This window comes from Roseibium limicola (assembly GCF_017313085.1).
Lineage (GTDB): Bacteria > Pseudomonadota > Alphaproteobacteria > Rhizobiales > Stappiaceae > Roseibium > Roseibium limicola.
This window is the reverse complement of sequence record NZ_JAFLNF010000002.1, coordinates 604,924-626,125: the sequence shown is the minus strand read 5'-3', so window position 1 is coordinate 626,125 and position 21,202 is coordinate 604,924. Positions and strand designations below refer to the sequence as shown.

The following is a 21,202-nucleotide window of genomic DNA, read 5'->3' as shown; positions in this document are numbered from 1 at the left end:
ATAGACCATGAATCATGAGGTCATGAACCTGTTTAATCAACAGGCTCCGACGCAGACCTTCGACAGCATCCGGATCTCGCTTGCGAGCCCGGAAAAGATCATGTCCTGGTCTTTCGGCGAAATTAAAAAGCCGGAAACGATCAACTACCGTACGTTCAAGCCAGAGCGTGACGGTCTCTTCTGTGCCCGTATCTTCGGCCCGATCAAGGACTACGAATGTCTTTGCGGCAAGTACAAGCGCATGAAGTACAAGGGCGTCATCTGTGAAAAGTGTGGCGTTGAAGTTACCCTGAGCCGCGTTCGCCGCGAGCGTATGGGTCACATCGAGCTTGCTGCTCCGGTTGCGCACATCTGGTTCCTGAAGTCCCTGCCGAGCCGCATTGGTCTGCTGCTCGACATGACGCTGAAGGATCTGGAGCGGGTTCTGTACTTTGAGAACTATGTGGTTCTCGAGCCGGGCCTGACGCCACTGAAGTTGCACCAGCTGTTGTCGGAAGAAGATTATATCGCCGCTCAGGATGAGTATGGCGAAGATAGCTTCACCGGCATGATCGGCGCGGAAGCCATCCGCGAGATTTTGATGAGCCTGGATCTGGAACGCATCAGCGAGCAGCTGCGCGTCGAGATTGCGGAAGCGACAACAGAGTTGAAGCCGAAGAAGCTGGCCAAGCGTCTGAAGGTCATCGAAGCGTTCATGGAATCGGGCAACAAGCCCGAGTGGATGATCATGACCATCGTTCCTGTGATCCCGCCGGACCTGCGTCCGCTGGTTCCGCTGGACGGTGGCCGCTTCGCGACGTCGGATCTGAACGATCTGTATCGCCGCGTGATCAACCGGAACAACCGTTTGAAGCGTCTGATCGAGCTGCGTGCGCCGGATATCATCATCCGGAACGAAAAGCGCATGCTGCAGGAATCTGTCGATGCTCTGTTCGATAACGGCCGTCGTGGCCGGGTCATCACGGGTGCCAACAAGCGTCCGCTGAAGTCCCTCTCCGACATGCTGAAGGGTAAGCAGGGTCGCTTCCGTCAGAACCTTCTGGGTAAGCGCGTTGATTACTCCGGCCGTTCGGTTATCACCGTGGGTCCGGAACTCAAGCTGCACCAGTGTGGCCTGCCGAAGAAAATGGCGCTCGAGCTGTTCAAGCCGTTCATCTACTCCCGCCTTGACGCCAAGGGCTTCTCCTCCACGGTGAAGCAGGCGAAGAAGCTGGTGGAAAAGGAACGTCCGGAGGTCTGGGATATTCTCGACGAAGTGATCCGTGAGCACCCGGTTCTGCTGAACCGTGCGCCGACGCTTCACCGTCTTGGCATTCAGGCGTTCGAACCGATCCTGATCGAAGGCAAGGCTATCCAGCTGCATCCGCTCGTCTGTTCGGCCTTTAACGCCGACTTCGATGGTGACCAGATGGCTGTTCACGTGCCGCTTTCGCTGGAAGCCCAGCTTGAAGCGCGTACGCTGATGATGTCCACGAACAACATTCTGCACCCGGCTAACGGTGGCCCGATCATCGTGCCGTCGCAGGATATTGTTCTCGGCCTCTACTATCTGTCGATCATGGCAGAGAAGGAGCCGGGCGAAGGCATGGCTTTCTCCGATATCGGTGAAATCCATCATGCGCTGGCCAATAAGGTCATCACCATGCATACCAAAATCCGCGGCCGTTTCCGGTCCGTGGATGCGGAAGGCAATCCAACCAGCGAGATCTTCGAGACCACGCCGGGCCGGATGCTTATCGCCGAGCTGCTGCCAAAGCACCATGAAGTGCCGTTTGACGCTTGTAACAAGCTGATGACGAAGAAGGACGTCTCGAAAATGATCGACACGGTTTACCGTGCCTGTGGTCAGAAAGAGACCGTCATCTTCTGTGACCGCATTATGCAGCTTGGTTTCCGCAACGCCTGTAACGCTGGTATTTCCTTCGGCATGGACGACATGCAGATCCCGGAAAACAAGGTCAACCTGGTTGCCGATACGTCTGCCATGGTCACCGAGTACGAGCAGCAGTACAACGACGGTCTGATCACCCAGGGTGAGAAGTACAACAAGGTCGTTGATGCCTGGGCGAAGTGCACCGATAAGGTCGCTGATGAGATGATGGCCCGCATTAAGGCGGTCCAGATGGACGAGGAAACCGGTCGTCAAAAGCCGATGAACTCGGTCTACATGATGTCGCACTCCGGTGCGCGTGGTTCGCCCCAGCAGATGAAGCAGCTGGCTGGTATGCGCGGTCTTATGGCCAAGCCGTCCGGTGAGATCATCGAGAACCCGATCATCTCGAACTTCAAGGAAGGTCTCTCGGTTCTCGAGTACTTCAACTCCACCCACGGCGCCCGTAAGGGTCTTGCTGATACGGCGTTGAAGACTGCGAACTCCGGGTACCTGACCCGTCGTCTCGTTGACGTTGCACAGGATTCCATCATTCTGGAACCCGACTGCGGCAGCGAACGCGGCATCACAGTGGCTCCGATCGTCGATGCGGGTAACGTCATTGCCAACCTCGGCATGCGCGTTCTGGGTCGTACGACAGCGGAAGACGTCTACAATCACGCCACTGGCGAGATCATCGTTCCGAAGGGCACGCTGATCGATGAGAAGGACGTCGACCTGATTGAAGAAGCCAAGGTTCAGCAGATCAAGATCCGTTCGGTTCTGACCTGTGAAACCGAAACGGGTGTCTGTGGCACCTGTTACGGTCGTGACCTTGCCCGCGGGACCCCGGTTAACCTGGGTGAAGCGGTCGGCGTTATTGCCGCTCAGTCAATCGGTGAGCCGGGCACTCAGCTGACCATGCGTACGTTCCACATTGGCGGTACGGCACAGGTGGTGGATAGCTCGTTCATCGAGTCCAATGTCGACGGCACGATCACCATGCGTAACCGTGGTGTCTCCCGTGACACGGAAGGCAATCTGATTGCCATGGTCCGCAACATGTCCATCGTTGTCACCGACAGCGACGGCAATGAGCGCGCCGTGCACCGGATCACCTATGGCTCCAAGCTGCATGTGGACGAAGGCGACAGCGTCAAGCGCGGCCAGCGGATTGCGGAGTGGGATCCCTACACCCGTCCGATGCTGTCCGACGTCGATGGCGTCGTCGACTTTGAAGATCTCGTGGATGGCATGTCCGTTCAGGAAACGGCCGATGAAGCGACAGGTATCACCAAGCGTGTCGTCATCGACTGGCGTTCCAACCAGCGTAGCCAGGATCTGAAGCCTGCCATCGTTGTGAAGGACGACAAGGGCGAGATCTCCAAGACGTCTCGTGGCAGTGATGCCCGCCTGCTTCTGTCGGTTGACTCGATCCTGTCGGTTCAGCCCGGATCGAAGGTCAAGGCTGGTGACGTTCTGGCTCGTCTGCCGCTCGAAAGCGCCAAGACCAAGGACATCACCGGTGGTCTGCCGCGTGTAGCCGAGTTGTTCGAGGCACGTCGTCCGAAGGATCATGCGATCATCGCGGAACTTACCGGTACGATCCGGTTTGGCCGAGATTACAAGAACAAGCGCCGTGTCATCATTGACCCGTCGGAAGAGGGGCTGGAGCCCGTCGAATACCTCATCCCGAAAGGCAAGCACTTCCACCTTCAGGAAGGCGATGCCATTGAAAAGGGTGAGTATGTTCTCGACGGGAACCCGGCACCGCATGACATTCTGGCCGTCAAGGGCGTAGAGGCACTGGCTGCCTACCTCGTCAATGAAATCCAGGAAGTGTACCGACTGCAGGGTGTGACGATCAACGATAAGCACATCGAGGTGATTGTTCGCCAGATGCTGCAAAAGATCGAGATCACCGAGCAGGGCGACACCGAATTCTTCCCGGGCGAACAGATCGACCGGCTGGAGTTCGAGGAAGCCAACCAGAAGGCGATCGACGAAGCTCGCGAACCTGCCAAGGGCACCCCGGTTCTCCTGGGTATTACCAAGGCAAGCTTGCAGACCCGGTCCTTCTTCTCTGCCGCGTCGTTCCAGGAAACCACCCGCGTCCTTACCGACGCTGCCGTCAACGGCAAGGTGGATCCACTGGTCGGCCTGAAGGAGAACGTGATTGTAGGACGTTTGATCCCGGCCGGTACCGGCGGTGTGATGAAGCGTATCCGCAAGATCGCCAGCCATCGCGACGACCTGATCCAGGATGCGCAGCGGCAGACTTCTTCCGCCAGTGCGGCAGAAGGTCTTCTGGAAGATCTGAGCGGCGCAGCGGAATAATCTCCGCGTTTGCGAAAGACATCATGAAAGGCCGCCCCAATCGGGCGGCCTTTCTTATAGGAACAAACCGCAAGAGACGGGCTTCAGTGCGAAGGAGCAGGTGAAGATGGTAAACGACAACGACGACACAATTCAGCCGACGGTCTATGTACTTGTCGGTCGTGTGTGGGAAGGTGAGGATGGACAGCCGGACGACTCCATTCCGGTACATATCCTTCTGCGGGCCGCAGATGATGATGATGCGGTTCGCAAGACGCTGAACGCCTTGTCGGAGCAAGGGTTTGCCGAGGCAGAGTTGGACCAGATCGGCGTGATGGACGGGGAGCCGGATGAAGACATCTATGAAGCAGCCTATGCCGACGCCCTTGCTGGCAATGTGTCGGTGATCCGCTTCGGCTGAGGTCGGTTGCGGTTTCAGGCAGGATAATCAGCAAGCCGGGCGGCACTGCCCGGCTTTTTTTGTGTTTTGCTATTCTGTCTGGTCCGGTCCGAAGCTAAGTCTATGGGCCGAGGCTTGGCCTTGCTTGTGAGTCAGCCGCGGGTGGCAGGTGAGGGGACAAACGCCAGGTTTTGGTTGGCCTTGGCGAATCCGCCAGGGCCATTGCGAATCCGTGAGGGGTGCGAACGGAATCAGCGACGTTGCATGGCAGCGTTGCAGTCAGGGACGGGACGGAGGTGTCGATTCTGCGCCGGTCTGAATCATCTCCTTAACCACCGATTCACTTTCAGCAGGCGCCTGGTGTTGCGCTGTTGAATGAACAAAGATAAAACCCCCGCGGATACGCAATTTTCTTTCAAAAATAATGAAGGAAACATAAGCCGGCTCTTGGGATTCCGCCGTTTTGCGGCTTTTTGCAAAATCGGAATTAAGGGCTTGACGGAAGCAGGGCATGTGAGTAGTTTCCGGCCATCCCGAAGGCAGGCGGTAAGGTCCGCTACCGTCTCAGCGCATCCAAGCGCAAGACAAATAGCCCTTAAACGCTGCCGGGTTCAAATAGGCGAATATAGCGTCGATTGCATGACCGCGGATACACCGTGGTCCTCTGGGTTCGCAGCGCCGGCCGCTCTTCAAAGAGCGTGCGGGCGCGATTCTGCATGTGCAGAATCAGCAAACACAATCGTTACGATTTTTTTGGATGGAAGAGGTAAAGGGCACAATATGCCGACCATCAACCAGCTGATCCGCAAGCCGCGGAAAGATCCGCCTAAGCGGAACAAGGTGCCGGCCATGGAGGCCTGCCCTCAGAAGCGTGGTGTTTGCACCCGCGTCTACACGACGACGCCGAAAAAGCCGAACTCGGCTTTGCGTAAGGTGGCTAAGATCCGCCTGACGAACGGTTACGAAGTGATTGGTTACATTCCGGGTGAAGGTCACAACCTTCAGGAACACTCGGTTGTTATGATCCGTGGCGGCCGCGTAAAGGATTTGCCTGGTGTTCGTTATCACATCATTCGTGGTGTGCTCGATACCCAGGGGGTCAAGGACCGCAAGCAGCGCCGCTCCAAGTACGGCGCCAAGCGTCCGAAATAAGAGGTACGATAGATGTCTCGTCGTCACCGCGCTGAGAAACGCGAAATTAACCCGGACCCAAAGTTCGGGGATATGGTTGTCACCAAGTTCATGAACGCGGTGATGTTCCACGGTAAGAAGTCCACAGCCGAACGTATCGTCTATGGCGCTTTTGACGTGATCGAAAACAAGACGCGCGAAAACCCGATCGAGGTGTTCCACGCTGCTCTTGAAAACGTGATGCCTTCGGTAGAAGTGCGTTCCCGCCGCGTTGGTGGTGCCACTTACCAGGTTCCTGTCGAGGTCCGTACAGACCGTCGCCAGGCTCTGGCAATCCGCTGGCTCATCACGGCAGCTCGCAACCGCAACGAAACCACCATGGTGGATCGTTTGTCCGGCGAGATGCTCGATGCGGCAAACAACCGTGGCACAGCAGTTAAGAAGCGCGAAGATACGCACCGTATGGCTGATGCCAACCGCGCGTTCTCGCACTATCGCTGGTAATTTAGACTTCGAAGGGCTGACGCTATGTCGCGCACGCATAAAATCGAGGACTACCGTAACTTCGGCATCATGGCTCACATTGATGCTGGCAAGACGACCACGACCGAGCGGATTCTTTACTATACTGGCAAGAGCCACAAGATTGGCGAAGTCCATGATGGCGCAGCCACCATGGATTGGATGGAGCAGGAGCAGGAGCGTGGTATTACGATCACGTCCGCTGCAACCACTGCATTCTGGAACGAGAAGCGCCTGAACATCATTGATACTCCAGGTCACGTTGACTTCACGATTGAAGTTGAACGTTCCCTGCGTGTTCTCGATGGTGCGGTCGCTCTTCTTGATGCCAACGCCGGTGTGGAGCCGCAGACTGAAACTGTTTGGCGTCAGGCCGACAAGTATCACGTCCCGCGGATGATCTTCGTCAACAAGATGGACAAGCTCGGCGCTGACTTCTTCCGTTGTGTGGAAATGATCAAGACCCGCCTCGGCGGCAATTCGATCGTTCTCCAGATCCCGGTTGGTGCTGAAAGCGAATTCGTCGGCCTGGTCGATCTGATCAAGATGAAGGCTCTCATCTGGCGCGACGAAAGTCTCGGCGCTCAGTGGGACGAAGTCGAAATTCCGGCTGAATTGGTCGACAAGGCCAATGAATTCCGTGAACTGATGATCGAAACTGCCGTTGAAGTCGATGAGGCTGCTACGGAAGCTTACCTGGAAGGCGAAATGCCTGACACCGAGCAGCTGATGAAGCTGATCCGTAAGGGTACGATCAACAACGATTTTGTTCCGGTTCTTTGTGGTTCTGCTTTCAAGAACAAGGGCGTTCAGCCACTTCTTGATGCGGTTGTCGACTACCTTCCGAGCCCGCTGGACGTTCCGGCGATCAAGGGTATCGATGCAAAGACTGAAGCTGAAATCGAGCGTCATGCTTCTGATGAAGAGCCGCTTGGCATGCTTGCCTTCAAGATCGCCAACGATCCGTTCGTCGGTTCGCTGACCTTCTGTCGCCTCTATTCAGGTGTTCTGCATAAGGGAACTTCGGTTCTCAACACAGTCAAAGACAAGCGTGAGCGCGTCGGTCGTCTGTTGCAGATGCATTCCAACAGCCGTGAAGACATCGACGTTGCCTATGCAGGCGATATCGTTGCGATCGCAGGTCTCAAGGATACCACGACAGGGGACACTCTCTGTGATCCGCTGAAGCCGGTTATTCTGGAGCGTATGGAATTCCCTGAGCCGGTTATCGAAATTGCTGTTGAGCCTAAAACCAAGGCTGATCAGGAAAAGATGGGCCAGGCTTTGAACAAGCTGGCAGCTGAAGATCCTTCATTCCGCGTCAAGTCGGACGAAGAATCCGGTCAGACCATCATTGCTGGCATGGGCGAACTTCACCTCGACATCCTTGTTGATCGCATGAAGCGTGAATTCAAGGTCGAAGCGAACATCGGTGCGCCTCAGGTGGCCTACCGTGAAACGATTACCAAGTCTGCCGATGTGGATTATACCCACAAGAAGCAGTCCGGTGGTTCGGGTCAGTTTGCGCGCATCAAGTTTACTCTTGAGCCGTCAGAACCTAACGCAGGTTATGTCTTCGAGAGTAAGATTGTCGGCGGTAACATTCCTAAGGAATACATTCCTGGTGTTACCAAGGGTATCGAGAGCGTGATGTCGTCCGGTCCGCTGGCTGGCTTCCCGATCCTCGACGTCAAGGTCACCTTGACGGATGGTGCCTACCATGATGTCGACTCCTCGGTCCTCGCCTTCGAGATCGCCGGTCGTGCCGGCTTCCGTGAAGGTATCCAGAAGGCTGGTCCGAAGCTGCTTGAGCCGATCATGAAGGTCGAAGTCGTTACCCCGGAAGACTACATGGGTGACGTGATTGGTGATCTGAATTCCCGTCGTGGCCAGATTGCTGGCACCGAGAACCGCGGAATTGTTACCGTGATCACTGCAATGGTTCCGCTGGCCAACATGTTTGGTTACGTGAACAATCTGCGTTCCATGTCCCAGGGCCGCGCACAGTACTCGATGGTGTTCGATCACTACGAGCAGGTGCCTCAGGCTGTCGCTGAAGAGGTTCAGGCAAAGTTTGCCTGAACCCCACCTCTTAAGTGAAAAGAATTTAGAGAAAGCGGAGTAATCCGATGGCGAAAGAAAAATTTGAGCGTAACAAGCCGCACGTCAACATTGGCACGATTGGCCACGTTGACCACGGCAAGACGACTCTGACAGCTGCAATCACCATGACGCTTGCCGAAACCGGTGGCGCTACGGCAAAAGCTTATGCTGACATTGACGGCGCTCCTGAAGAGCGTGCTCGCGGCATCACGATTTCCACGGCTCACGTGGAATATGAAACCGAAGCGCGTCACTATGCGCACGTTGACTGCCCGGGTCACGCCGATTACGTCAAGAACATGATCACCGGTGCTGCCCAGATGGATGGCGCGATCCTGGTGTGTTCCGCAGCTGACGGCCCGATGCCGCAGACCCGCGAACACATCCTGCTTGCTCGCCAGGTTGGCGTTCCGGCTCTGGTGGTGTTCCTGAACAAGGTCGACCAGGTAGACGACGAAGAGCTTCTCGAGCTGGTGGAAATGGAAGTTCGCGAACTTCTGTCCTCCTATGAGTATCCGGGCGACGACATTCCGATCGTCAAGGGCTCTGCTCTTGCTGCGGTTGAAAACCGCGATGCGGCCATCGGCCGTGACGCGATCCGTCAGCTGATGAACGAAGTTGATGCTTACATCCCGACGCCTGATCGTCCGGTTGACATGCCGTTCCTGATGCCAATCGAGGACGTGTTCTCGATCTCCGGTCGTGGTACGGTTGTTACGGGCCGCGTTGAGCGCGGGATCGTCAAGGTTGGTGAAGAAGTCGAAATCATCGGCATCAAGGACACCACCAAGACAACAGTTACGGGTGTTGAAATGTTCCGCAAGCTGCTCGACAGCGGCCAGGCGGGCGACAACATCGGCGCTCTTATTCGCGGCGTTGCCCGTGAAGACGTTGAGCGTGGTCAGGTTCTTTGCAAGCCGGGTTCAGTTACCCCGCACACGAAGTTCAAGGCTGAGGCTTATATCCTCACCAAGGAAGAAGGCGGCCGTCATACTCCGTTCTTCACCAACTACCGCCCGCAGTTCTACTTCCGTACAACGGATGTGACCGGTGTGGTGTCTCTGCCTGAAGGTACTGAGATGGTGATGCCGGGCGACAACGTGTCGGTCGAAGTGGAACTGATCGTGCCGATCGCTATGGAAGATGGCCTGCGCTTCGCTATTCGCGAAGGTGGCCGCACCGTCGGTGCCGGCGTCGTCGCTTCCATCATCGCTTAAGTTGACGGTAGGGCCTGCAGTTAGCGTTTAACACGCAGGCCCACCTGTCTTAACGGGAACTCGAAAATGAACGGTCAGAATATCCGGATTCGCCTCAAGGCATTCGACCACCGTATTCTCGATGCCTCCACTAAGGAGATCGTGAACACGGCGAAGCGGACCGGTGCACAGGTACGGGGACCCGTACCGCTGCCGACGCGGATCGAGAAGTACACAGTGCTTCGCGGACCGCATATCGATAAGAAAAGCCGCGATCAGTTCGAGATGCGTACGCATAAGCGCCTCCTCGACATCGTTGATCCGACGCCCCAGACCGTGGACGCGCTCATGAAGCTCGACCTCGCCGCTGGTGTTGACGTCGAGATTAAGCTCTGAGGCGGATCGAAGGGAACACGTCTATGCGTTCTGGAGTGATCGCTCAGAAAGTGGGCATGACTCGTATCTACAATGATGCGGGCGAACATGTACCGGTCACTGTACTGCGACTGGAAAAGTGTCAGGTGGTTGCCCACCGTACTGAAGAAAAGAACGGCTACACTGCGCTGCAACTCGGCGCTGGTCTAGCTAAAGTCAAAAACACGCCCAAGGCTGAACGCGGACATTTCGCGATAGCCAAGGTGGAACCGAAGCGTCAGCTGGTTGAGTTCCGTGTGTCGTCCGACAACCTGATCGAAGTGGGTGCAGAAATCACTGCTGACCATTTCATCGACGGTCAGTTCGTTGATGTCACCGGGTCTTCCATCGGTAAAGGTTTCGCGGGTGCCATGAAGCGCCACAACTTCGGTGGTGGTCGTGCTTCTCATGGTAACTCGGTGTCCCACCGTGCGCACGGTTCTACTGGTCAGTGCCAGGATCCGGGCCGTGTGTTCAAGGGCAAGAAGATGGCCGGCCACATGGGCGATGTCCGTGTGACCACGCAGAACCTCAAGGTTGTGCGTACCGATGTTGAACGCGGCCTGATCATGGTCGAGGGTTCTGTACCAGGCGCCAAGGGCGGTTGGATCCAGGTCCGCGACGCGATCAAGAAGGCGCTGCCGGAGGGTGCTCCGGTTCCGGGTGCATTCCGCGCTTCGGAAGCAGCGACTGCGGCCGCTGGGAAGGAGAGTGAGTGATGGAACTCCAGGTCAAGACCCTCGAAGGTGGGGCGGCCGGTTCGATCACGGTGTCTGATGAGATCTTTGGTCTCGATCCGCGCACCGATCTGATCCACCGCGTTGTACGCTGGCAGCTCGCCAAGCGTCAGGCAGGGACTCACAAGTCCCTGGGACGCTCTGAAGTTTCTGGCACGACGAAGAAATTTGTCCGCCAGAAAGGTTCAGGCGGCGCGCGTCACGGTAACCGCAAGGCTCCGCAGTTTCGCGGTGGTGGTAAGGCATTCGGGCCAGTCGTTCGCGACCACGCTCATGAATTGCCGAAGAAGGTGCGTGTCCTCGGACTGAAGCACGTTCTGTCCGCCAAGGCGAAAGCCAACAGCATCGTCATCGTTGAAGATGCCAAGGCAGCCGAAGCCAAGACAAAGGCTCTGAAGGCACAGTTCGTGTCTTTGGGTCTGAACAGTGCCTTGATCATCGACGGCGCCGAGCTTGACCAGAACTTCGCTCTGGCAACTCGCAATATCCCGAATGTGGATATTCTGCCGGTACAGGGCATCAACGTCTACGACATCATGCGGGCTCACACCCTTGTGTTGACCAAGGCTGCGGTGTCTGCACTTGAGGAGCGCTTCAAATGAGCAACCTTCCTCATTACGACAAAATCGTCGGCCCGGTGATCACCGAGAAGGCTACCCTTGCTTCCGAACAGAACAAGGTTGTCTTCAAGGTGGCCAACGACGCTACCAAGCCTGAAATCAAGGCCGCCATCGAGGCGCTTTTCGGTGTGAAGGTTACGGCCGTAAACACCCTGGTCCGCAAGGGCAAGGTTAAGCGGTTCAAGGGTCGTATTGGTCGCCAGTCTGATTTCAAGAAGGCCGTCATCACGCTCGAAGAAGGTCACTCGATTGATGTGACCACCGGGCTCTAAGGGACGGGGACAGATAAATGGCACTTAAGACTTTTAACCCGACGTCTCCTGGCCGTCGCCAGCTCGTTCAGGTCGATCGTTCCAGCCTGTACAAGGGTAAGCCTGTCAAGACTTTGACAGAAGGCCTTTCGAAGTCTGGCGGTCGTAACAACACTGGTCGCCTGACGTCCCCGAACCGTGGGGGTGGTCACAAGCGCTCCTATCGCCTGGTGGACTTCAAGCGCCGCAAGTTCGATGTTTCGGCTACGGTCGAACGTCTTGAATACGATCCGAATCGGACCGCATTCATCGCTCTGATCCGCTATGAAGATGGTGAATTGAGCTACATCCTGGCACCGCAGCGTCTATCAGTTGGTGACAAAGTCATCGCTGGTCAGTCTGTTGACGTGAAACCAGGAAATGCGATGCCACTGTCTTCCATTCCGGTCGGCACCATCGTACACAACATTGAACTTAAGCCGGGTAAGGGCGCGCAGGTTGCTCGTTCTGCTGGAGCTTTCGTTCAGATCGTCGGTCGTGACCAGGGCTACACAGTTCTGCGTCTTATGTCCGGTGAACAGCGTAAGGTTCTGGGAACCTGCATGGCCTCTATCGGTGCCGTGTCGAACCCGGACCACGGCAACACAAACCTCGGTAAGGCCGGCCGTTCTCGTTGGCTGGGCATTCGCCCGCACACCCGTGGTGTGGCCATGAACCCGGTCGATCACCCGCACGGTGGTGGTGAAGGTCGGACCTCAGGCGGTCGTCATCCGGTTACCCCTTGGGGCAAGCCGACCAAAGGTAAGCGCACGCGCAGCAACAAGCAGACTGATAAGTATATCGTCCGCAGCCGCCACGCGCGCAAAAAGTAAAGGGCAAGGATCGTGGCACGTTCGATCTGGAAAGGTCCGTTTGTCGACGGGTATCTGCTGACTAAAGCGGAAAAGGTTCGTGAATCCGGCCGCAACGAGGTCATCAAGACCTGGAGCCGCCGTTCGACGATCCTGCCGCAGTTTGTCGGCCTCACCTTCGGCATCTACAACGGTCAAAAGCACGTTCCGGTGCAGGTGTCTGAAGAGATGATTGGTCATAAGTTCGGCGAGTTCTCGCCGACACGGACCTACTACGGACACGGCGCCGACAAGAAGGCGAAGAGGAAGTAACGATGGGCAAGCCGAAGCGTGAGCGGACGCTCGCTGACAACGAGGCCCGGGCATTGACCCGCATGCTGCGCGTATCGCCGCGCAAGCTGAATCTCGTTGCGGCTGCTATCCGCGGCAAGAAAGTCGGAGCCGCACTGGCGGACCTGACTTTCTCCCGCAAGCGTATCGCACAAGACGTCAAGAAGACTCTGATGTCTGCGATTGCAAATGCGGAAAACAACCATGATATGGACATCGACAACCTGGTGGTTGCCGAAGCTCATGTCGGTAAAGCTTTCGTGATCAAGCGGTTCCAGCCGCGGGCTCGCGGTCGGGTCGGCCGCATTGAAAAGCCGTTCTCGAACTTGACCATCGTAGTGCGTGAAGTCGAGGAGACTGCCTGATGGGACATAAAGTAAATCCGATCGGCATGCGCCTCGGGATCAACCGGACGTGGGATTCCCGCTGGTTCGCCAGCAAAGGCGAATATGGCGATCTTCTTCATGAAGATTTCCGCATCCGGGAATTCCTTCTGAAGGAATTGAAGCAGGCAGCTGTTTCTAAGGTCGTGATTGAGCGTCCGCACCGTAAGTGTCGTGTGTCCATTCATTCGGGTCGTCCGGGTGTGGTTATCGGCAAGAAGGGTGCAGACATCGAGCGTCTTCGCAAGAAGATCAGTGAGATCACCTCTTCGGAAGTTCACCTCAACATTGTTGAAGTGCGCAAGCCGGAAATCGATGCGAGCCTTGTGGCCGCATCTATCGCACAGCAGCTGGAACGCCGTGTGGCTTTCCGTCGCGCCATGAAGCGTTCCGTTCAGTCGGCAATGCGATTGGGCGCTCAGGGCATCCGCATCAACTGCGGTGGCCGTCTGGGCGGGGCAGAAATTGCCCGCGTTGAATGGTACCGCGAAGGTCGCGTGCCGCTGCACACCCTGCGTGCAGACATCGACTACGGCGTCGCTTCTGCTCACACCGCTTACGGCGTGTGTGGCGTGAAGGTCTGGATCTTCAAGGGTGAAATCCTCGAGCACGACCCGATGGCGTCTGAACGCCGCGCAACAGCGGGTTCGGATTCTAACCAGGGTGATCGCGGCGGACGCCGGGATCGGGGCCGTGAGCGCGCAGCCTGATTAGGCTGCCTGCTGCTCGCGTAACACGAAGGACGAGAGAGAAAGATGCTGCAACCGAAGCGAACTAAGTTCCGCAAGCAGCACAAGGGCCGCATCCATGGGCTCGCGAAGGGGGGGACAGACCTCAACTTCGGAGCCTACGGTCTGAAGGCGATTGAGCCGGAGCGGGTAACCGCTCGTCAGATCGAAGCAGCCCGTCGTGCCATGACCCGCCACATGAAGCGTGCGGGTCGTGTCTGGATCCGCATCTTCCCGGACCTCCCGGTTTCCTCGAAGCCGGCCGAAGTCCGAATGGGTAAAGGTAAGGGTTCTCCCGACTACTGGGCTTGCCGCGTCAAGCCAGGCCGGGTGATGTTCGAAATCGATGGCGTGTCAGAGGATGTTGCTCGTGAAGCAATGCGTCTGGCAGCAGCCAAACTGCCGATCAAGTGCCGGTTCGTTCAGCGAATTGCGGAATAAGGCAGTCGAGGAGAAAAGCCATGAAGGCTACTGACGTAAGAGCAAAGACCCTCGACGAGCTCCGCACGGAGCTCGAAACCCTCAAGAAGGAGCAGTTCAATCTGCGCTTCCAGAGGGCAACGGGTCAGCTCGAAAACACTGGGCGCGTTCGGCAAATTCGCCGTGACATTGCCCGTATCCAGACGATCATGCGCGACAAGCGCGTGGCAAGCGCGTAAGGAGAGACCCATGCCGAAGCGTATCCTGCAGGGCACCGTGGTCAGCAGCGCGAATGACAAGACGGTGACGGTTAATGTGGAGCGTCGTTTCACACACCCGCTGCTGAAGAAGACTGTGCGCCGGACCAAAAAGTACCGCGCACACGATTCAGACAACAAGTGCCAGGTTGGCGACATTGTCTCAATTGAGGAATGTGCTCCGATCTCCAAGAACAAGCGTTGGACCGTGGTCGCTGAGTGACCACGCTCTCCGTTAAAGAGCATCATCAGGCGCCCGTGACCGGTGCGCCGATAAGAGAATAAGGCAGCCAGTCATGATTCAGATGCAAACAAACCTCGACGTGGCGGATAATTCCGGCGCCCGTCGTGTCATGTGCATCAAAGTGCTCGGCGGCTCCAAGCGTAAATATGCTTCTGTTGGAGACATCATTGTCGTCAGCATCAAGGAAGCTATTCCGCGGGGTCGCGTTAAAAAGGGCGACGTGATGAAGGCAGTCGTTGTGCGTACGGCGAAGGATATTCGACGTGCCGACGGCAGCGTGATCCGGTTCGACCGCAATGCGGCGGTCCTGATCAACAACAACAAGGAACCGGTCGGAACCCGTATTTTCGGTCCGGTCCCGCGCGAACTTCGCGCAAAGAACCATATGAAAATCATTTCTCTCGCGCCGGAGGTGCTCTGATGGCTGCGAAGATTAAAAAAGGCGACACAGTCGTCGTATTGACCGGTCGTGACAAGGGCAAGACCGGTGAGATCCTGCAGGTAATGCCAACGGATAACAAAGCGCTTGTGCGCGGCGTTAATGTCGTTCGTCGTCACCAGAAGCAGACGCAGACCCAGGAAGCCGGCATCGTTGCTAAAGAAGCACCGATCCAGCTCTCCAACCTTGCTCTGGCCGATCCTAAGGACGGCAAGGCAACACGCGTCGGCTTTAAAGTGCAGGAAGATGGTACAAAGGTCCGCGTGGCCAAGCGTTCGGGAGACCTGATCGATGGCTGATACCAGCTATGTTCCGCGTCTGAAGACGCACTACGATGACGTTGTGCGCAAGCAGCTTCAGGAGAAGTTCCAGTACTCGAACCCAATGCAGGTTCCTGGTCTGGAAAAGGTCGTTCTGAACATTGGGATTGGCGAAGCAGTTGCCGATTCCAAAAAAGCGCGCATTGCTGCTGATGACCTGATGGCGATTGCCGGCCAAAAGCCAGTAATCACCAAGGCCAAGAAGTCCATCGCGACCTTCAAGGTCCGTGAAGGGATGCCGCTTGGTGCAAAGGTTACCCTGCGTCGCCAGCAGATGTACGAATTCCTGGACCGTCTGATCACAATCGCGCTGCCGCGCGTACGTGATTTCCGCGGTCTGAACGCGAAGTCCTTTGATGGCCGCGGCAACTATGCCATGGGTATCAAGGAACATATCGTGTTCCCGGAAATCGAATACGATAAGGTCGATCAGATCTGGGGTATGGACGTGATCGTCTGTACCACTGCTACGACCGATGACGAGGCGCGCGAACTGCTGCGCGCGTTCAACTTCCCGTTCGGTAAATAAGCCGAGATACGGGAAAGGAACGAGGAACCACGATGGCGAAGAAGAGCGCGGTCGAAAAAAACGAGCGTCGTAAGAAGCTTGTTAAAAAGTACGCTGAAAAGCGCGCTGCCCTAAAGGCAAAAGCGAAGGATTCTTCGGTGAGCCCGGAAGAGCAGTTCAATGCACGCCTTGAGCTGGCCAAACTGCCGCGGAACTCTGCTCCGAACCGGGTTCGTAACCGGTGCGAAGTAACGGGTCGCCCGCGCGGTTTTTACCGCAAGCTGAAGATGTCGCGTATTGCGCTTCGTGAACTTGGCTCGCTGGGTAAGATCCCGGGCCTGGTCAAGTCCAGCTGGTAAGGAGAAACTCCGATGGCAATTTCTGATCCGTTGGGGGATATGCTCACCCGTATTCGTAACGCACAAATGCGGCGTAAGGGCAAAGTATCTTCACCAAATTCCAAATTGCGCGCGCACGTACTTGAAGTGCTCGCCAAGGAAGGGTACATCCGTGGCTTCACCACGGTCGAATACGAGGGCGGCAAGTCCGAGTTGGAGATCGAGTTGAAGTACTTTGACGGTGAGCCGGTGATCCGCACGATTGAGCGGGTTTCCAAGCCTGGCCGTCGGGTGTATTCGTCGGTGAAGAACATCCCGCATGTGTCCAATGGCCTGGGCGTGTCGATTCTTTCGACTCCGCGTGGCGTCATGTGTGATCATCAGGCGCGGGAAGAAAACGTAGGTGGTGAGGTTCTGTGCCGCGTCTTCTGATGCGGCATCAGATTTCACTTTAATTCATATCGACTAAGGTTGGTCAGATGTCTCGTATTGGCAAAAAGCCAGTCCCCGTGCCTAGCGGGGTAACGGCAACGATCAACGGTCAGACAGTCTCCGTTAAGGGTCCGAAGGGTGAACTCTCCTTCGTCCTTAACGAGTTTGTTTTGGCCGAAATGACTGAAGAGGGGATAAAGATCGATCCCCGTGGTACTACCAAGACCGCTCGCTCCATGTGGGGCATGAGCCGGACGATGGTGGAAAACATCATCACTGGTGTGCATGCCGGCTTCGAAAAGAAGCTGGAAATCACAGGTGTTGGTTACCGTGCCCAGATTCAGGGTCAAAATCTTCAGCTTGCGTTGGGTTTCTCCCACGATGTTCTCTTTCCGATTCCGGAAGGCATTGACATCAAGTGTCCGAAGCCGACGGAGATCACGATCTCCGGGATTGACAAGCAGTCAGTCGGTCAGGTTGCGGCAGAAATCCGCGATTTCCGCCCGCCGGAGCCCTATAAGGGCAAAGGCGTTCGTTATGCGGGCGAGTTTATCGTCCGTAAAGAAGGCAAGAAGAAATAACGGACCTGGATCATGGCGAATAGCAAAATTGCTTTCGAACGCCGCCGCGATCGCGTGCGCCGTTCTCTCAAGAAAGTCGCGAACGGACGTCCGCGCCTTTCTGTATTCCGCTCGTCCAAGCAGATCTATGCCCAGATCATTGACGATGCGAAGGGTTTCACCCTCGTTTCCGCCTCGACGATCGAGCAGGATACCAAGGGCGGCCTGAAGACGGGCGCCGACACTGCTGCTGCAGTTGCTGTCGGTAAGCTTGTGGCTGAGCGCGCTTTGGCCGCTGGCATCAAGCAGGTCGTGTTCGACCGTGGTGGGTATCAGTATCATGGGCGCGTCAAAGCGCTTGCCGATGCTGCCCGCGACGGTGGGCTTGAATTCTGACCAGCGCCCGTTGGCGCTCTTAAGAACGGAAGAATAAAATGGCGAGACAAGATAATCGCGATCGCGATGACCGCGACAGCGAATTCGTCGACAAGCTCGTTCACATCAACCGCGTTGCCAAGGTGGTCAAGGGTGGCCGTCGCTTCGGCTTCGCTGCGTTGGTGGTTGTGGGCGATCAGAAAGGCCGCGTTGGCTTCGGTCATGGCAAGGCACGTGAAGTGCCAGAAGCCATCCGCAAGGCAACTGAAGCCGCTAAACGGACAATGATCCGCGTGCCACTGCGTGAAGGCCGTACTCTGCATCATGATGTGGAAGGCCGTCACGGTGCTGGCAAGGTGATCCTGCGTGCGGCTCCGGCCGGTACAGGTATCATTGCTGGTGGTCCGATGCGTGCGGTTTTCGAAACCCTGGGTGTACAGGACGTGGTTGCCAAGTCTCTTGGTTCCTCGAACCCGTATAACATGGTTCGTGCCACTTTCGATGCACTGGCCCGTGAAGACAGCCCGCGTTCGGTCGCGGCACGCCGAGGCCTCAAGGTCTCTGTGCTGCAGTCGCGACGTCGTGATAACAACGAAGAAGCGGCTCCGGCAGCCGCCGAGGCTTGAACTCGGCGGCCTCCGTGCCCAGTTGAATGAGGGTTAGTTCCATGGCGAACACCGAAAAGACTGTTACGGTCGAACAGATCGCAAGCCCGCTGCGCCGTCCTCAGGACCAGCGCGCGACGCTTATCGGTCTCGGCCTGAACAAGATGCACCGTCGCTCCACACTGAAGGACACACCTGAAGTGCGCGGCATGATCAATAAGGTCCAGCATCTCGTCCGTGTCGTCGAAGACGCATAAGGCGAGGCGGGAGAAGTATGATGAAGCTCAACGAACTTCATGACAACGAAGGTGCCGTCAAGAACCGCACCCGCGTTGGCCGTGGTATCGGTTCTGGCAAGGGCAAGACCGGTGGCCGTGGTGTCAAAGGTCAGAAGTCCCGCTCCGGCGTCGCTATCAAGGGCTTCGAAGGTGGCCAGATGCCTCTGCATCGCCGTCTTCCGAAGCGCGGTTTCACGAACATCTTTGCCAAGGAGTACAACACTGTCTCCCTGGGTCGTGTTCAGACCGCAATCGATGCAGGCAAGCTGAACGCTTCCGAGACCGTTTCGGTCGAGGCGCTAAAGGCTGCTGGTATTGTCAAGCGCGTGAAGGATGGCGTCCGTCTGGTCGCTGACGGCGAACTCAAAGTCGCAGTCACCTTCGAAGTTGCCGGTGCCTCCAAGACTGCTGCTGCAGCAGTTGAAAAGGCCGGCGGCAAAGTTGTTGTTAAGGGAGCTCAGGCCTAACGGCCTGGGCTTTCCCATTTATTCGGTTTATTCCGTCGGAGTAGGGCATGGCATCGGCCGCCGAGCAACTGGCGTCTAATCTCAATTTTTCAGCTTTCGCCAAAGCTGACGAACTCAAGAAGCGCATCTGGTTCACACTAGGGGCGCTTTTGGTTTATCGACTGGGGACTTACATCCCGCTGCCGGGTATTAATCCGGAAGCGTTCGCGCAGGCCTTTAATCAGGCTCAGTCCGGTATCATTGGCATGTTCAACATGTTCTCCGGTGGCGCGGTGCAGCGGATGGCTATCTTCGCACTCGGCATCATGCCGTATATCTCCGCCTCGATCATCATGCAGCTCATGACGACGGTTGTTCCGTCGCTGGAGCAGTTGAAGAAAGACGGAGAGCAGGGTCGTAAGGTTATCAACCAATACACCCGATACGGGACTGTGATTCTCGGGGCCTTCCAGGCCTACGGAATTGCTGTCGGGCTTGAAGGCGCCTCTAATGTGGTGTCCGATCCGGGCTGGTTCTTCCGTGCCTCGACGGTTCTGACCCTGGTGGGCGGTACCATGTTCCTGATGTGGCTGGGTGAGCAGATCACTTCACGCGGCATCGGCAACGGTATTTCGCTGATCATTTTTGCCGGCATTGTAGCGGGCCTCCCGAGTGCGATCGTTTCCACGCTGGAACTTGGTCGTCAGGGCGCGCTTGCCACCTGGATCATCCTGGCGGTGATTATTCTGGCTGTTCTGACGATCGCGTTGATTGTCTTCATGGAACGGGCTCAACGCCGGCTTTTGATCCAGTATCCGAAGCGTCAGCAGGGCAACCGGATGTTTGAAGGCAATACGTCCTTCTTGCCGCTGAAGCTCAACACCGCTGGTGTCATTCCGCCGATCTTTGCGTCGTCGCTGTTGCTGGTTCCGGCTACCATCGCGGGCTTTTCGGCTGATGCGGCCACGAATGAGTGGGTCTCGACCATCACCGCGCTTCTGGGCCATGGGCAGCCGCTCTATATGCTGGCCTATGCGGCGATGATCATTTTCTTCTGCTTCTTCTATACCGCGATTGTTTTCAATCCGACGGAGACTGCAGATAATCTGAAGCGTCACGGTGGGTTTATTCCGGGAATTCGTCCAGGTGAACGGACGGCGCAGTACATCGATTACGTGTTGACGCGCATCACCGTTGTGGGTGCGATCTACATAACGCTCGTTTGTCTATTACCCGAATTCCTCATTTCGGCCACCGGCGTTCCGTTTTATTTCGGGGGGACCTCGCTGTTGATCGTCGTCAGTGTAACCATGGATACTGTTTCGCAGATCCAGGGTCATCTGCTCGCTCACCAGTATGAGGGACTGGTGAAAAAATCAAAGCTGAGGGGGAAACGGCGATGAGACTGATTTTGGTGGGTCCGCCTGGGGCGGGGAAGGGGACACAGGCTGGACGCCTGGTAGCCAAATATGGCATCCCCCAGCTTTCTACCGGTGACATGTTGCGTGCAGCCATGGCTGCTGGGACGCCGGTGGGATTGGCCGCCAAGGAGTTGGTAGACAACGGCAAGCTGGTGCCTGACGACGTGGTTGTTGGGATCATCCGCGAGCGGATCGACGAAGCGGACGCTCAGAAGGGTTTCATCCTGGATGGCTTTCCGCGGACGGTCGGTCAGGCCGATGCACTTGCCGACATGTTGAAGAACAAGGGCCTGGCGCTCGATACCGTGATTGAACTGCGGGTTGATCAGACCAAGCTCGTGGATCGAATCATGAAACGGGCCGCCGATGCGGCTTCTGCGGGTCAACCGGTCCGCAAGGATGATGATCCGGAAGTCTTCAAAGGTCGTCTTGAGGCCTACAATCAGGATACGGCTGTCGTAATTCCTTATTACGAGAAAGCCGGTCTTCTTGCTGTCGTCGATGGCATGCAGTCAATTGATCAAGTCAGCTCGGATGTTGAATCTGTTCTGGCTAACCTTGACGAGAATGTTTAGAGCCGTTAAAGAGCGCGCTCTAGCTTAAAAAGTTTGGCGCCGTTCCGGTTTTACCGGTACGGCTCCTTCTGTGCTGAGGGTCGGTTGCTGATTCTTGGTATTGGGTGCAGGGCAGGCGGATATCCGGTCTGT

30 protein-coding genes are annotated in these 21,202 nt (G+C 56.5%); 29 read left to right on the top strand and 1 reads right to left on the bottom strand.

The window, feature by feature from the left end:
- Nucleotides 1–7 precede the first annotated feature (7 nt).
- Complete coding sequence (gene rpoC, locus J0X15_RS06385; RefSeq protein WP_206939018.1) at nt 8–4,207, top strand: DNA-directed RNA polymerase subunit beta'; 4,200 nt, start codon at nt 8–10, stop codon at nt 4,205–4,207.
- Nucleotides 4,208–4,313: 106 nt separating this feature from the next.
- Nucleotides 4,314–4,607 (top strand): regulator, encoded by a 294-nt coding sequence (locus J0X15_RS06380; RefSeq protein WP_206939016.1) that lies wholly within the window; start codon nt 4,314–4,316, stop codon nt 4,605–4,607.
- Between the two features lie 258 nt (nt 4,608–4,865).
- On the opposite strand, the gene J0X15_RS06375 is transcribed toward J0X15_RS06380, so the two are convergent.
- The gene (locus J0X15_RS06375) at nt 4,866–5,099 is read right to left on the bottom strand and encodes a hypothetical protein (RefSeq protein WP_206939015.1); all 234 of its coding nucleotides are present in this window, start codon (nt 5,097–5,099) and stop codon (nt 4,866–4,868) included.
- A gap of 267 nt (nt 5,100–5,366) precedes the next feature.
- Here J0X15_RS06375 and rpsL point away from each other — a divergent pair, with 267 nt between their 5' ends.
- From rpsL to J0X15_RS06240, 27 genes are all read left to right on the top strand, one after another.
- The gene (gene rpsL, locus J0X15_RS06370) at nt 5,367–5,738 is read left to right on the top strand and encodes a 30S ribosomal protein S12 (RefSeq protein WP_182164929.1); all 372 of its coding nucleotides are present in this window, start codon (nt 5,367–5,369) and stop codon (nt 5,736–5,738) included.
- A 12-nt stretch (nt 5,739–5,750) separates the two neighbouring features.
- Nucleotides 5,751–6,221 (top strand): 30S ribosomal protein S7, encoded by a 471-nt coding sequence (gene rpsG, locus J0X15_RS06365; RefSeq protein ID WP_206939014.1) that lies wholly within the window; start codon nt 5,751–5,753, stop codon nt 6,219–6,221.
- A 24-nt stretch (nt 6,222–6,245) separates the two neighbouring features.
- The gene (gene fusA, locus J0X15_RS06360) at nt 6,246–8,321 is read left to right on the top strand and encodes an elongation factor G (RefSeq protein ID WP_206939013.1); all 2,076 of its coding nucleotides are present in this window, start codon (nt 6,246–6,248) and stop codon (nt 8,319–8,321) included.
- Nucleotides 8,322–8,368: 47 nt separating this feature from the next.
- Nucleotides 8,369–9,559 (top strand): elongation factor Tu, encoded by a 1,191-nt coding sequence (gene tuf / locus J0X15_RS06355; RefSeq protein WP_206939012.1) that lies wholly within the window; start codon nt 8,369–8,371, stop codon nt 9,557–9,559.
- A gap of 66 nt (nt 9,560–9,625) precedes the next feature.
- Nucleotides 9,626–9,934, top strand: coding sequence for a 30S ribosomal protein S10 (rpsJ, locus tag J0X15_RS06350; protein ID WP_006936455.1), 309 nt, complete (start codon nt 9,626–9,628; stop codon nt 9,932–9,934).
- A 23-nt stretch (nt 9,935–9,957) separates the two neighbouring features.
- Nucleotides 9,958–10,671 carry a 50S ribosomal protein L3 gene (gene rplC, locus J0X15_RS06345; RefSeq protein ID WP_206939011.1) on the top strand — a complete coding sequence of 238 codons (714 nt, stop codon included), beginning with the start codon at nt 9,958–9,960 and terminating at the stop codon, nt 10,669–10,671.
- Nucleotides 10,671–11,291 carry a 50S ribosomal protein L4 gene (gene rplD, locus J0X15_RS06340; RefSeq protein WP_206939010.1) on the top strand — a complete coding sequence of 207 codons (621 nt, stop codon included), beginning with the start codon at nt 10,671–10,673 and terminating at the stop codon, nt 11,289–11,291. The genes rplC and rplD overlap by 1 nt, the downstream gene beginning before the upstream one ends.
- Entirely contained in the window at nt 11,288–11,581 is a 294-nt protein-coding gene (locus tag J0X15_RS06335) for a 50S ribosomal protein L23 (protein ID WP_206939009.1), read from the top strand. Before rplD ends, J0X15_RS06335 begins: the two co-directional genes overlap by 4 nt.
- 17 nt (nt 11,582–11,598) lie before the next feature.
- On the top strand, nt 11,599–12,432 hold the full coding sequence (gene rplB / locus J0X15_RS06330; RefSeq protein ID WP_206939007.1) for a 50S ribosomal protein L2: 834 nt from the start codon (nt 11,599–11,601) through the stop codon (nt 12,430–12,432).
- Between the two features lie 12 nt (nt 12,433–12,444).
- Nucleotides 12,445–12,723, top strand: coding sequence for a 30S ribosomal protein S19 (gene rpsS / locus J0X15_RS06325; protein ID WP_206939006.1), 279 nt, complete (start codon nt 12,445–12,447; stop codon nt 12,721–12,723).
- 2 nt (nt 12,724–12,725) lie between these two features.
- A complete protein-coding gene (gene rplV / locus J0X15_RS06320) occupies nt 12,726–13,106 on the top strand; it encodes a 50S ribosomal protein L22 (protein WP_206939005.1) in 381 nt (126 codons plus the stop codon).
- A complete protein-coding gene (rpsC, locus tag J0X15_RS06315; RefSeq protein ID WP_206939001.1) occupies nt 13,106–13,834 on the top strand; it encodes a 30S ribosomal protein S3 in 729 nt (242 codons plus the stop codon). The genes rplV and rpsC overlap by 1 nt, the downstream gene beginning before the upstream one ends.
- A 45-nt stretch (nt 13,835–13,879) precedes the next feature.
- Complete coding sequence (rplP, locus tag J0X15_RS06310; RefSeq protein WP_206939000.1) at nt 13,880–14,293, top strand: 50S ribosomal protein L16; 414 nt, start codon at nt 13,880–13,882, stop codon at nt 14,291–14,293.
- Nucleotides 14,294–14,313: 20 nt separating this feature from the next.
- Nucleotides 14,314–14,511 carry a 50S ribosomal protein L29 gene (rpmC, locus tag J0X15_RS06305; RefSeq protein ID WP_206938998.1) on the top strand — a complete coding sequence of 66 codons (198 nt, stop codon included), beginning with the start codon at nt 14,314–14,316 and terminating at the stop codon, nt 14,509–14,511.
- Nucleotides 14,512–14,521: 10 nt separating this feature from the next.
- Entirely contained in the window at nt 14,522–14,752 is a 231-nt protein-coding gene (gene rpsQ / locus J0X15_RS06300) for a 30S ribosomal protein S17 (RefSeq protein ID WP_206938996.1), read from the top strand.
- 73 nt (nt 14,753–14,825) lie between these two features.
- Nucleotides 14,826–15,194, top strand: a complete 369-nt coding sequence (gene rplN / locus J0X15_RS06295; protein ID WP_206938994.1) for a 50S ribosomal protein L14 — start codon at nt 14,826–14,828, stop codon at nt 15,192–15,194.
- Nucleotides 15,194–15,511, top strand: coding sequence for a 50S ribosomal protein L24 (gene rplX, locus J0X15_RS06290; protein ID WP_206938993.1), 318 nt, complete (start codon nt 15,194–15,196; stop codon nt 15,509–15,511). The genes rplN and rplX overlap by 1 nt, the downstream gene beginning before the upstream one ends.
- A complete protein-coding gene (gene rplE / locus J0X15_RS06285; protein ID WP_206938992.1) occupies nt 15,504–16,061 on the top strand; it encodes a 50S ribosomal protein L5 in 558 nt (185 codons plus the stop codon). Before rplX ends, rplE begins: the two co-directional genes overlap by 8 nt.
- A gap of 32 nt (nt 16,062–16,093) precedes the next feature.
- Nucleotides 16,094–16,399 carry a 30S ribosomal protein S14 gene (rpsN, locus tag J0X15_RS06280; protein ID WP_206938991.1) on the top strand — a complete coding sequence of 102 codons (306 nt, stop codon included), beginning with the start codon at nt 16,094–16,096 and terminating at the stop codon, nt 16,397–16,399.
- 12 nt (nt 16,400–16,411) lie between these two features.
- The gene (rpsH, locus tag J0X15_RS06275) at nt 16,412–16,810 is read left to right on the top strand and encodes a 30S ribosomal protein S8 (RefSeq protein WP_206938989.1); all 399 of its coding nucleotides are present in this window, start codon (nt 16,412–16,414) and stop codon (nt 16,808–16,810) included.
- Between the two features lie 47 nt (nt 16,811–16,857).
- The gene (gene rplF, locus J0X15_RS06270; RefSeq protein ID WP_206938988.1) at nt 16,858–17,391 is read left to right on the top strand and encodes a 50S ribosomal protein L6; all 534 of its coding nucleotides are present in this window, start codon (nt 16,858–16,860) and stop codon (nt 17,389–17,391) included.
- A gap of 12 nt (nt 17,392–17,403) precedes the next feature.
- Nucleotides 17,404–17,766 carry a 50S ribosomal protein L18 gene (gene rplR / locus J0X15_RS06265; protein ID WP_206938987.1) on the top strand — a complete coding sequence of 121 codons (363 nt, stop codon included), beginning with the start codon at nt 17,404–17,406 and terminating at the stop codon, nt 17,764–17,766.
- A gap of 38 nt (nt 17,767–17,804) precedes the next feature.
- A complete protein-coding gene (gene rpsE, locus J0X15_RS06260; RefSeq protein WP_206938986.1) occupies nt 17,805–18,371 on the top strand; it encodes a 30S ribosomal protein S5 in 567 nt (188 codons plus the stop codon).
- Between the two features lie 41 nt (nt 18,372–18,412).
- On the top strand, nt 18,413–18,607 hold the full coding sequence (gene rpmD / locus J0X15_RS06255) for a 50S ribosomal protein L30 (protein WP_206938985.1): 195 nt from the start codon (nt 18,413–18,415) through the stop codon (nt 18,605–18,607).
- Nucleotides 18,608–18,627: 20 nt separating this feature from the next.
- A complete protein-coding gene (gene rplO, locus J0X15_RS06250; RefSeq protein ID WP_206939311.1) occupies nt 18,628–19,095 on the top strand; it encodes a 50S ribosomal protein L15 in 468 nt (155 codons plus the stop codon).
- Nucleotides 19,096–19,142: 47 nt separating this feature from the next.
- Nucleotides 19,143–20,477, top strand: a complete 1,335-nt coding sequence (gene secY / locus J0X15_RS06245) for a preprotein translocase subunit SecY (RefSeq protein ID WP_206938983.1) — start codon at nt 19,143–19,145, stop codon at nt 20,475–20,477.
- Entirely contained in the window at nt 20,474–21,070 is a 597-nt protein-coding gene (locus J0X15_RS06240) for an adenylate kinase (RefSeq protein WP_206938982.1), read from the top strand. The genes secY and J0X15_RS06240 overlap by 4 nt, the downstream gene beginning before the upstream one ends.
- Nucleotides 21,071–21,202 lie beyond the last annotated feature (132 nt).

Coding starts and splice junctions, on each gene's coding strand:
- fusA (WP_206939013.1), top strand. CDS start 6,246: ATGTCGCGCACGCATAAAATCGAGGACTACCGTAACTTCGGCATCATG.
- rpmD (WP_206938985.1), top strand. CDS start 18,413: ATGGCGAACACCGAAAAGACTGTTACGGTCGAACAGATCGCAAGCCCG.
- rpsG (WP_206939014.1), top strand. CDS start 5,751: ATGTCTCGTCGTCACCGCGCTGAGAAACGCGAAATTAACCCGGACCCA.
- rplV (WP_206939005.1), top strand. CDS start 12,726: ATGGGCAAGCCGAAGCGTGAGCGGACGCTCGCTGACAACGAGGCCCGG.
- secY (WP_206938983.1), top strand. CDS start 19,143: ATGGCATCGGCCGCCGAGCAACTGGCGTCTAATCTCAATTTTTCAGCT.
- rpmC (WP_206938998.1), top strand. CDS start 14,314: ATGAAGGCTACTGACGTAAGAGCAAAGACCCTCGACGAGCTCCGCACG.
- rpsC (WP_206939001.1), top strand. CDS start 13,106: ATGGGACATAAAGTAAATCCGATCGGCATGCGCCTCGGGATCAACCGG.
- rplB (WP_206939007.1), top strand. CDS start 11,599: ATGGCACTTAAGACTTTTAACCCGACGTCTCCTGGCCGTCGCCAGCTC.
- rplR (WP_206938987.1), top strand. CDS start 17,404: ATGGCGAATAGCAAAATTGCTTTCGAACGCCGCCGCGATCGCGTGCGC.
- J0X15_RS06375 (WP_206939015.1), bottom strand. CDS start 5,099: ATGCCCTGCTTCCGTCAAGCCCTTAATTCCGATTTTGCAAAAAGCCGC.
- J0X15_RS06240 (WP_206938982.1), top strand. CDS start 20,474: ATGAGACTGATTTTGGTGGGTCCGCCTGGGGCGGGGAAGGGGACACAG.
- rplO (WP_206939311.1), top strand. CDS start 18,628: ATGAAGCTCAACGAACTTCATGACAACGAAGGTGCCGTCAAGAACCGC.
- rplE (WP_206938992.1), top strand. CDS start 15,504: ATGGCTGATACCAGCTATGTTCCGCGTCTGAAGACGCACTACGATGAC.
- rpsQ (WP_206938996.1), top strand. CDS start 14,522: ATGCCGAAGCGTATCCTGCAGGGCACCGTGGTCAGCAGCGCGAATGAC.
- rpsJ (WP_006936455.1), top strand. CDS start 9,626: ATGAACGGTCAGAATATCCGGATTCGCCTCAAGGCATTCGACCACCGT.
- rplD (WP_206939010.1), top strand. CDS start 10,671: ATGGAACTCCAGGTCAAGACCCTCGAAGGTGGGGCGGCCGGTTCGATC.
- rplX (WP_206938993.1), top strand. CDS start 15,194: ATGGCTGCGAAGATTAAAAAAGGCGACACAGTCGTCGTATTGACCGGT.
- rpsL (WP_182164929.1), top strand. CDS start 5,367: ATGCCGACCATCAACCAGCTGATCCGCAAGCCGCGGAAAGATCCGCCT.
- rplP (WP_206939000.1), top strand. CDS start 13,880: ATGCTGCAACCGAAGCGAACTAAGTTCCGCAAGCAGCACAAGGGCCGC.
- rpoC (WP_206939018.1), top strand. CDS start 8: ATGAATCATGAGGTCATGAACCTGTTTAATCAACAGGCTCCGACGCAG.
- rpsN (WP_206938991.1), top strand. CDS start 16,094: ATGGCGAAGAAGAGCGCGGTCGAAAAAAACGAGCGTCGTAAGAAGCTT.
- rplC (WP_206939011.1), top strand. CDS start 9,958: ATGCGTTCTGGAGTGATCGCTCAGAAAGTGGGCATGACTCGTATCTAC.
- tuf (WP_206939012.1), top strand. CDS start 8,369: ATGGCGAAAGAAAAATTTGAGCGTAACAAGCCGCACGTCAACATTGGC.
- rpsH (WP_206938989.1), top strand. CDS start 16,412: ATGGCAATTTCTGATCCGTTGGGGGATATGCTCACCCGTATTCGTAAC.
- rplN (WP_206938994.1), top strand. CDS start 14,826: ATGATTCAGATGCAAACAAACCTCGACGTGGCGGATAATTCCGGCGCC.
- rplF (WP_206938988.1), top strand. CDS start 16,858: ATGTCTCGTATTGGCAAAAAGCCAGTCCCCGTGCCTAGCGGGGTAACG.
- J0X15_RS06380 (WP_206939016.1), top strand. CDS start 4,314: ATGGTAAACGACAACGACGACACAATTCAGCCGACGGTCTATGTACTT.
- rpsE (WP_206938986.1), top strand. CDS start 17,805: ATGGCGAGACAAGATAATCGCGATCGCGATGACCGCGACAGCGAATTC.
- J0X15_RS06335 (WP_206939009.1), top strand. CDS start 11,288: ATGAGCAACCTTCCTCATTACGACAAAATCGTCGGCCCGGTGATCACC.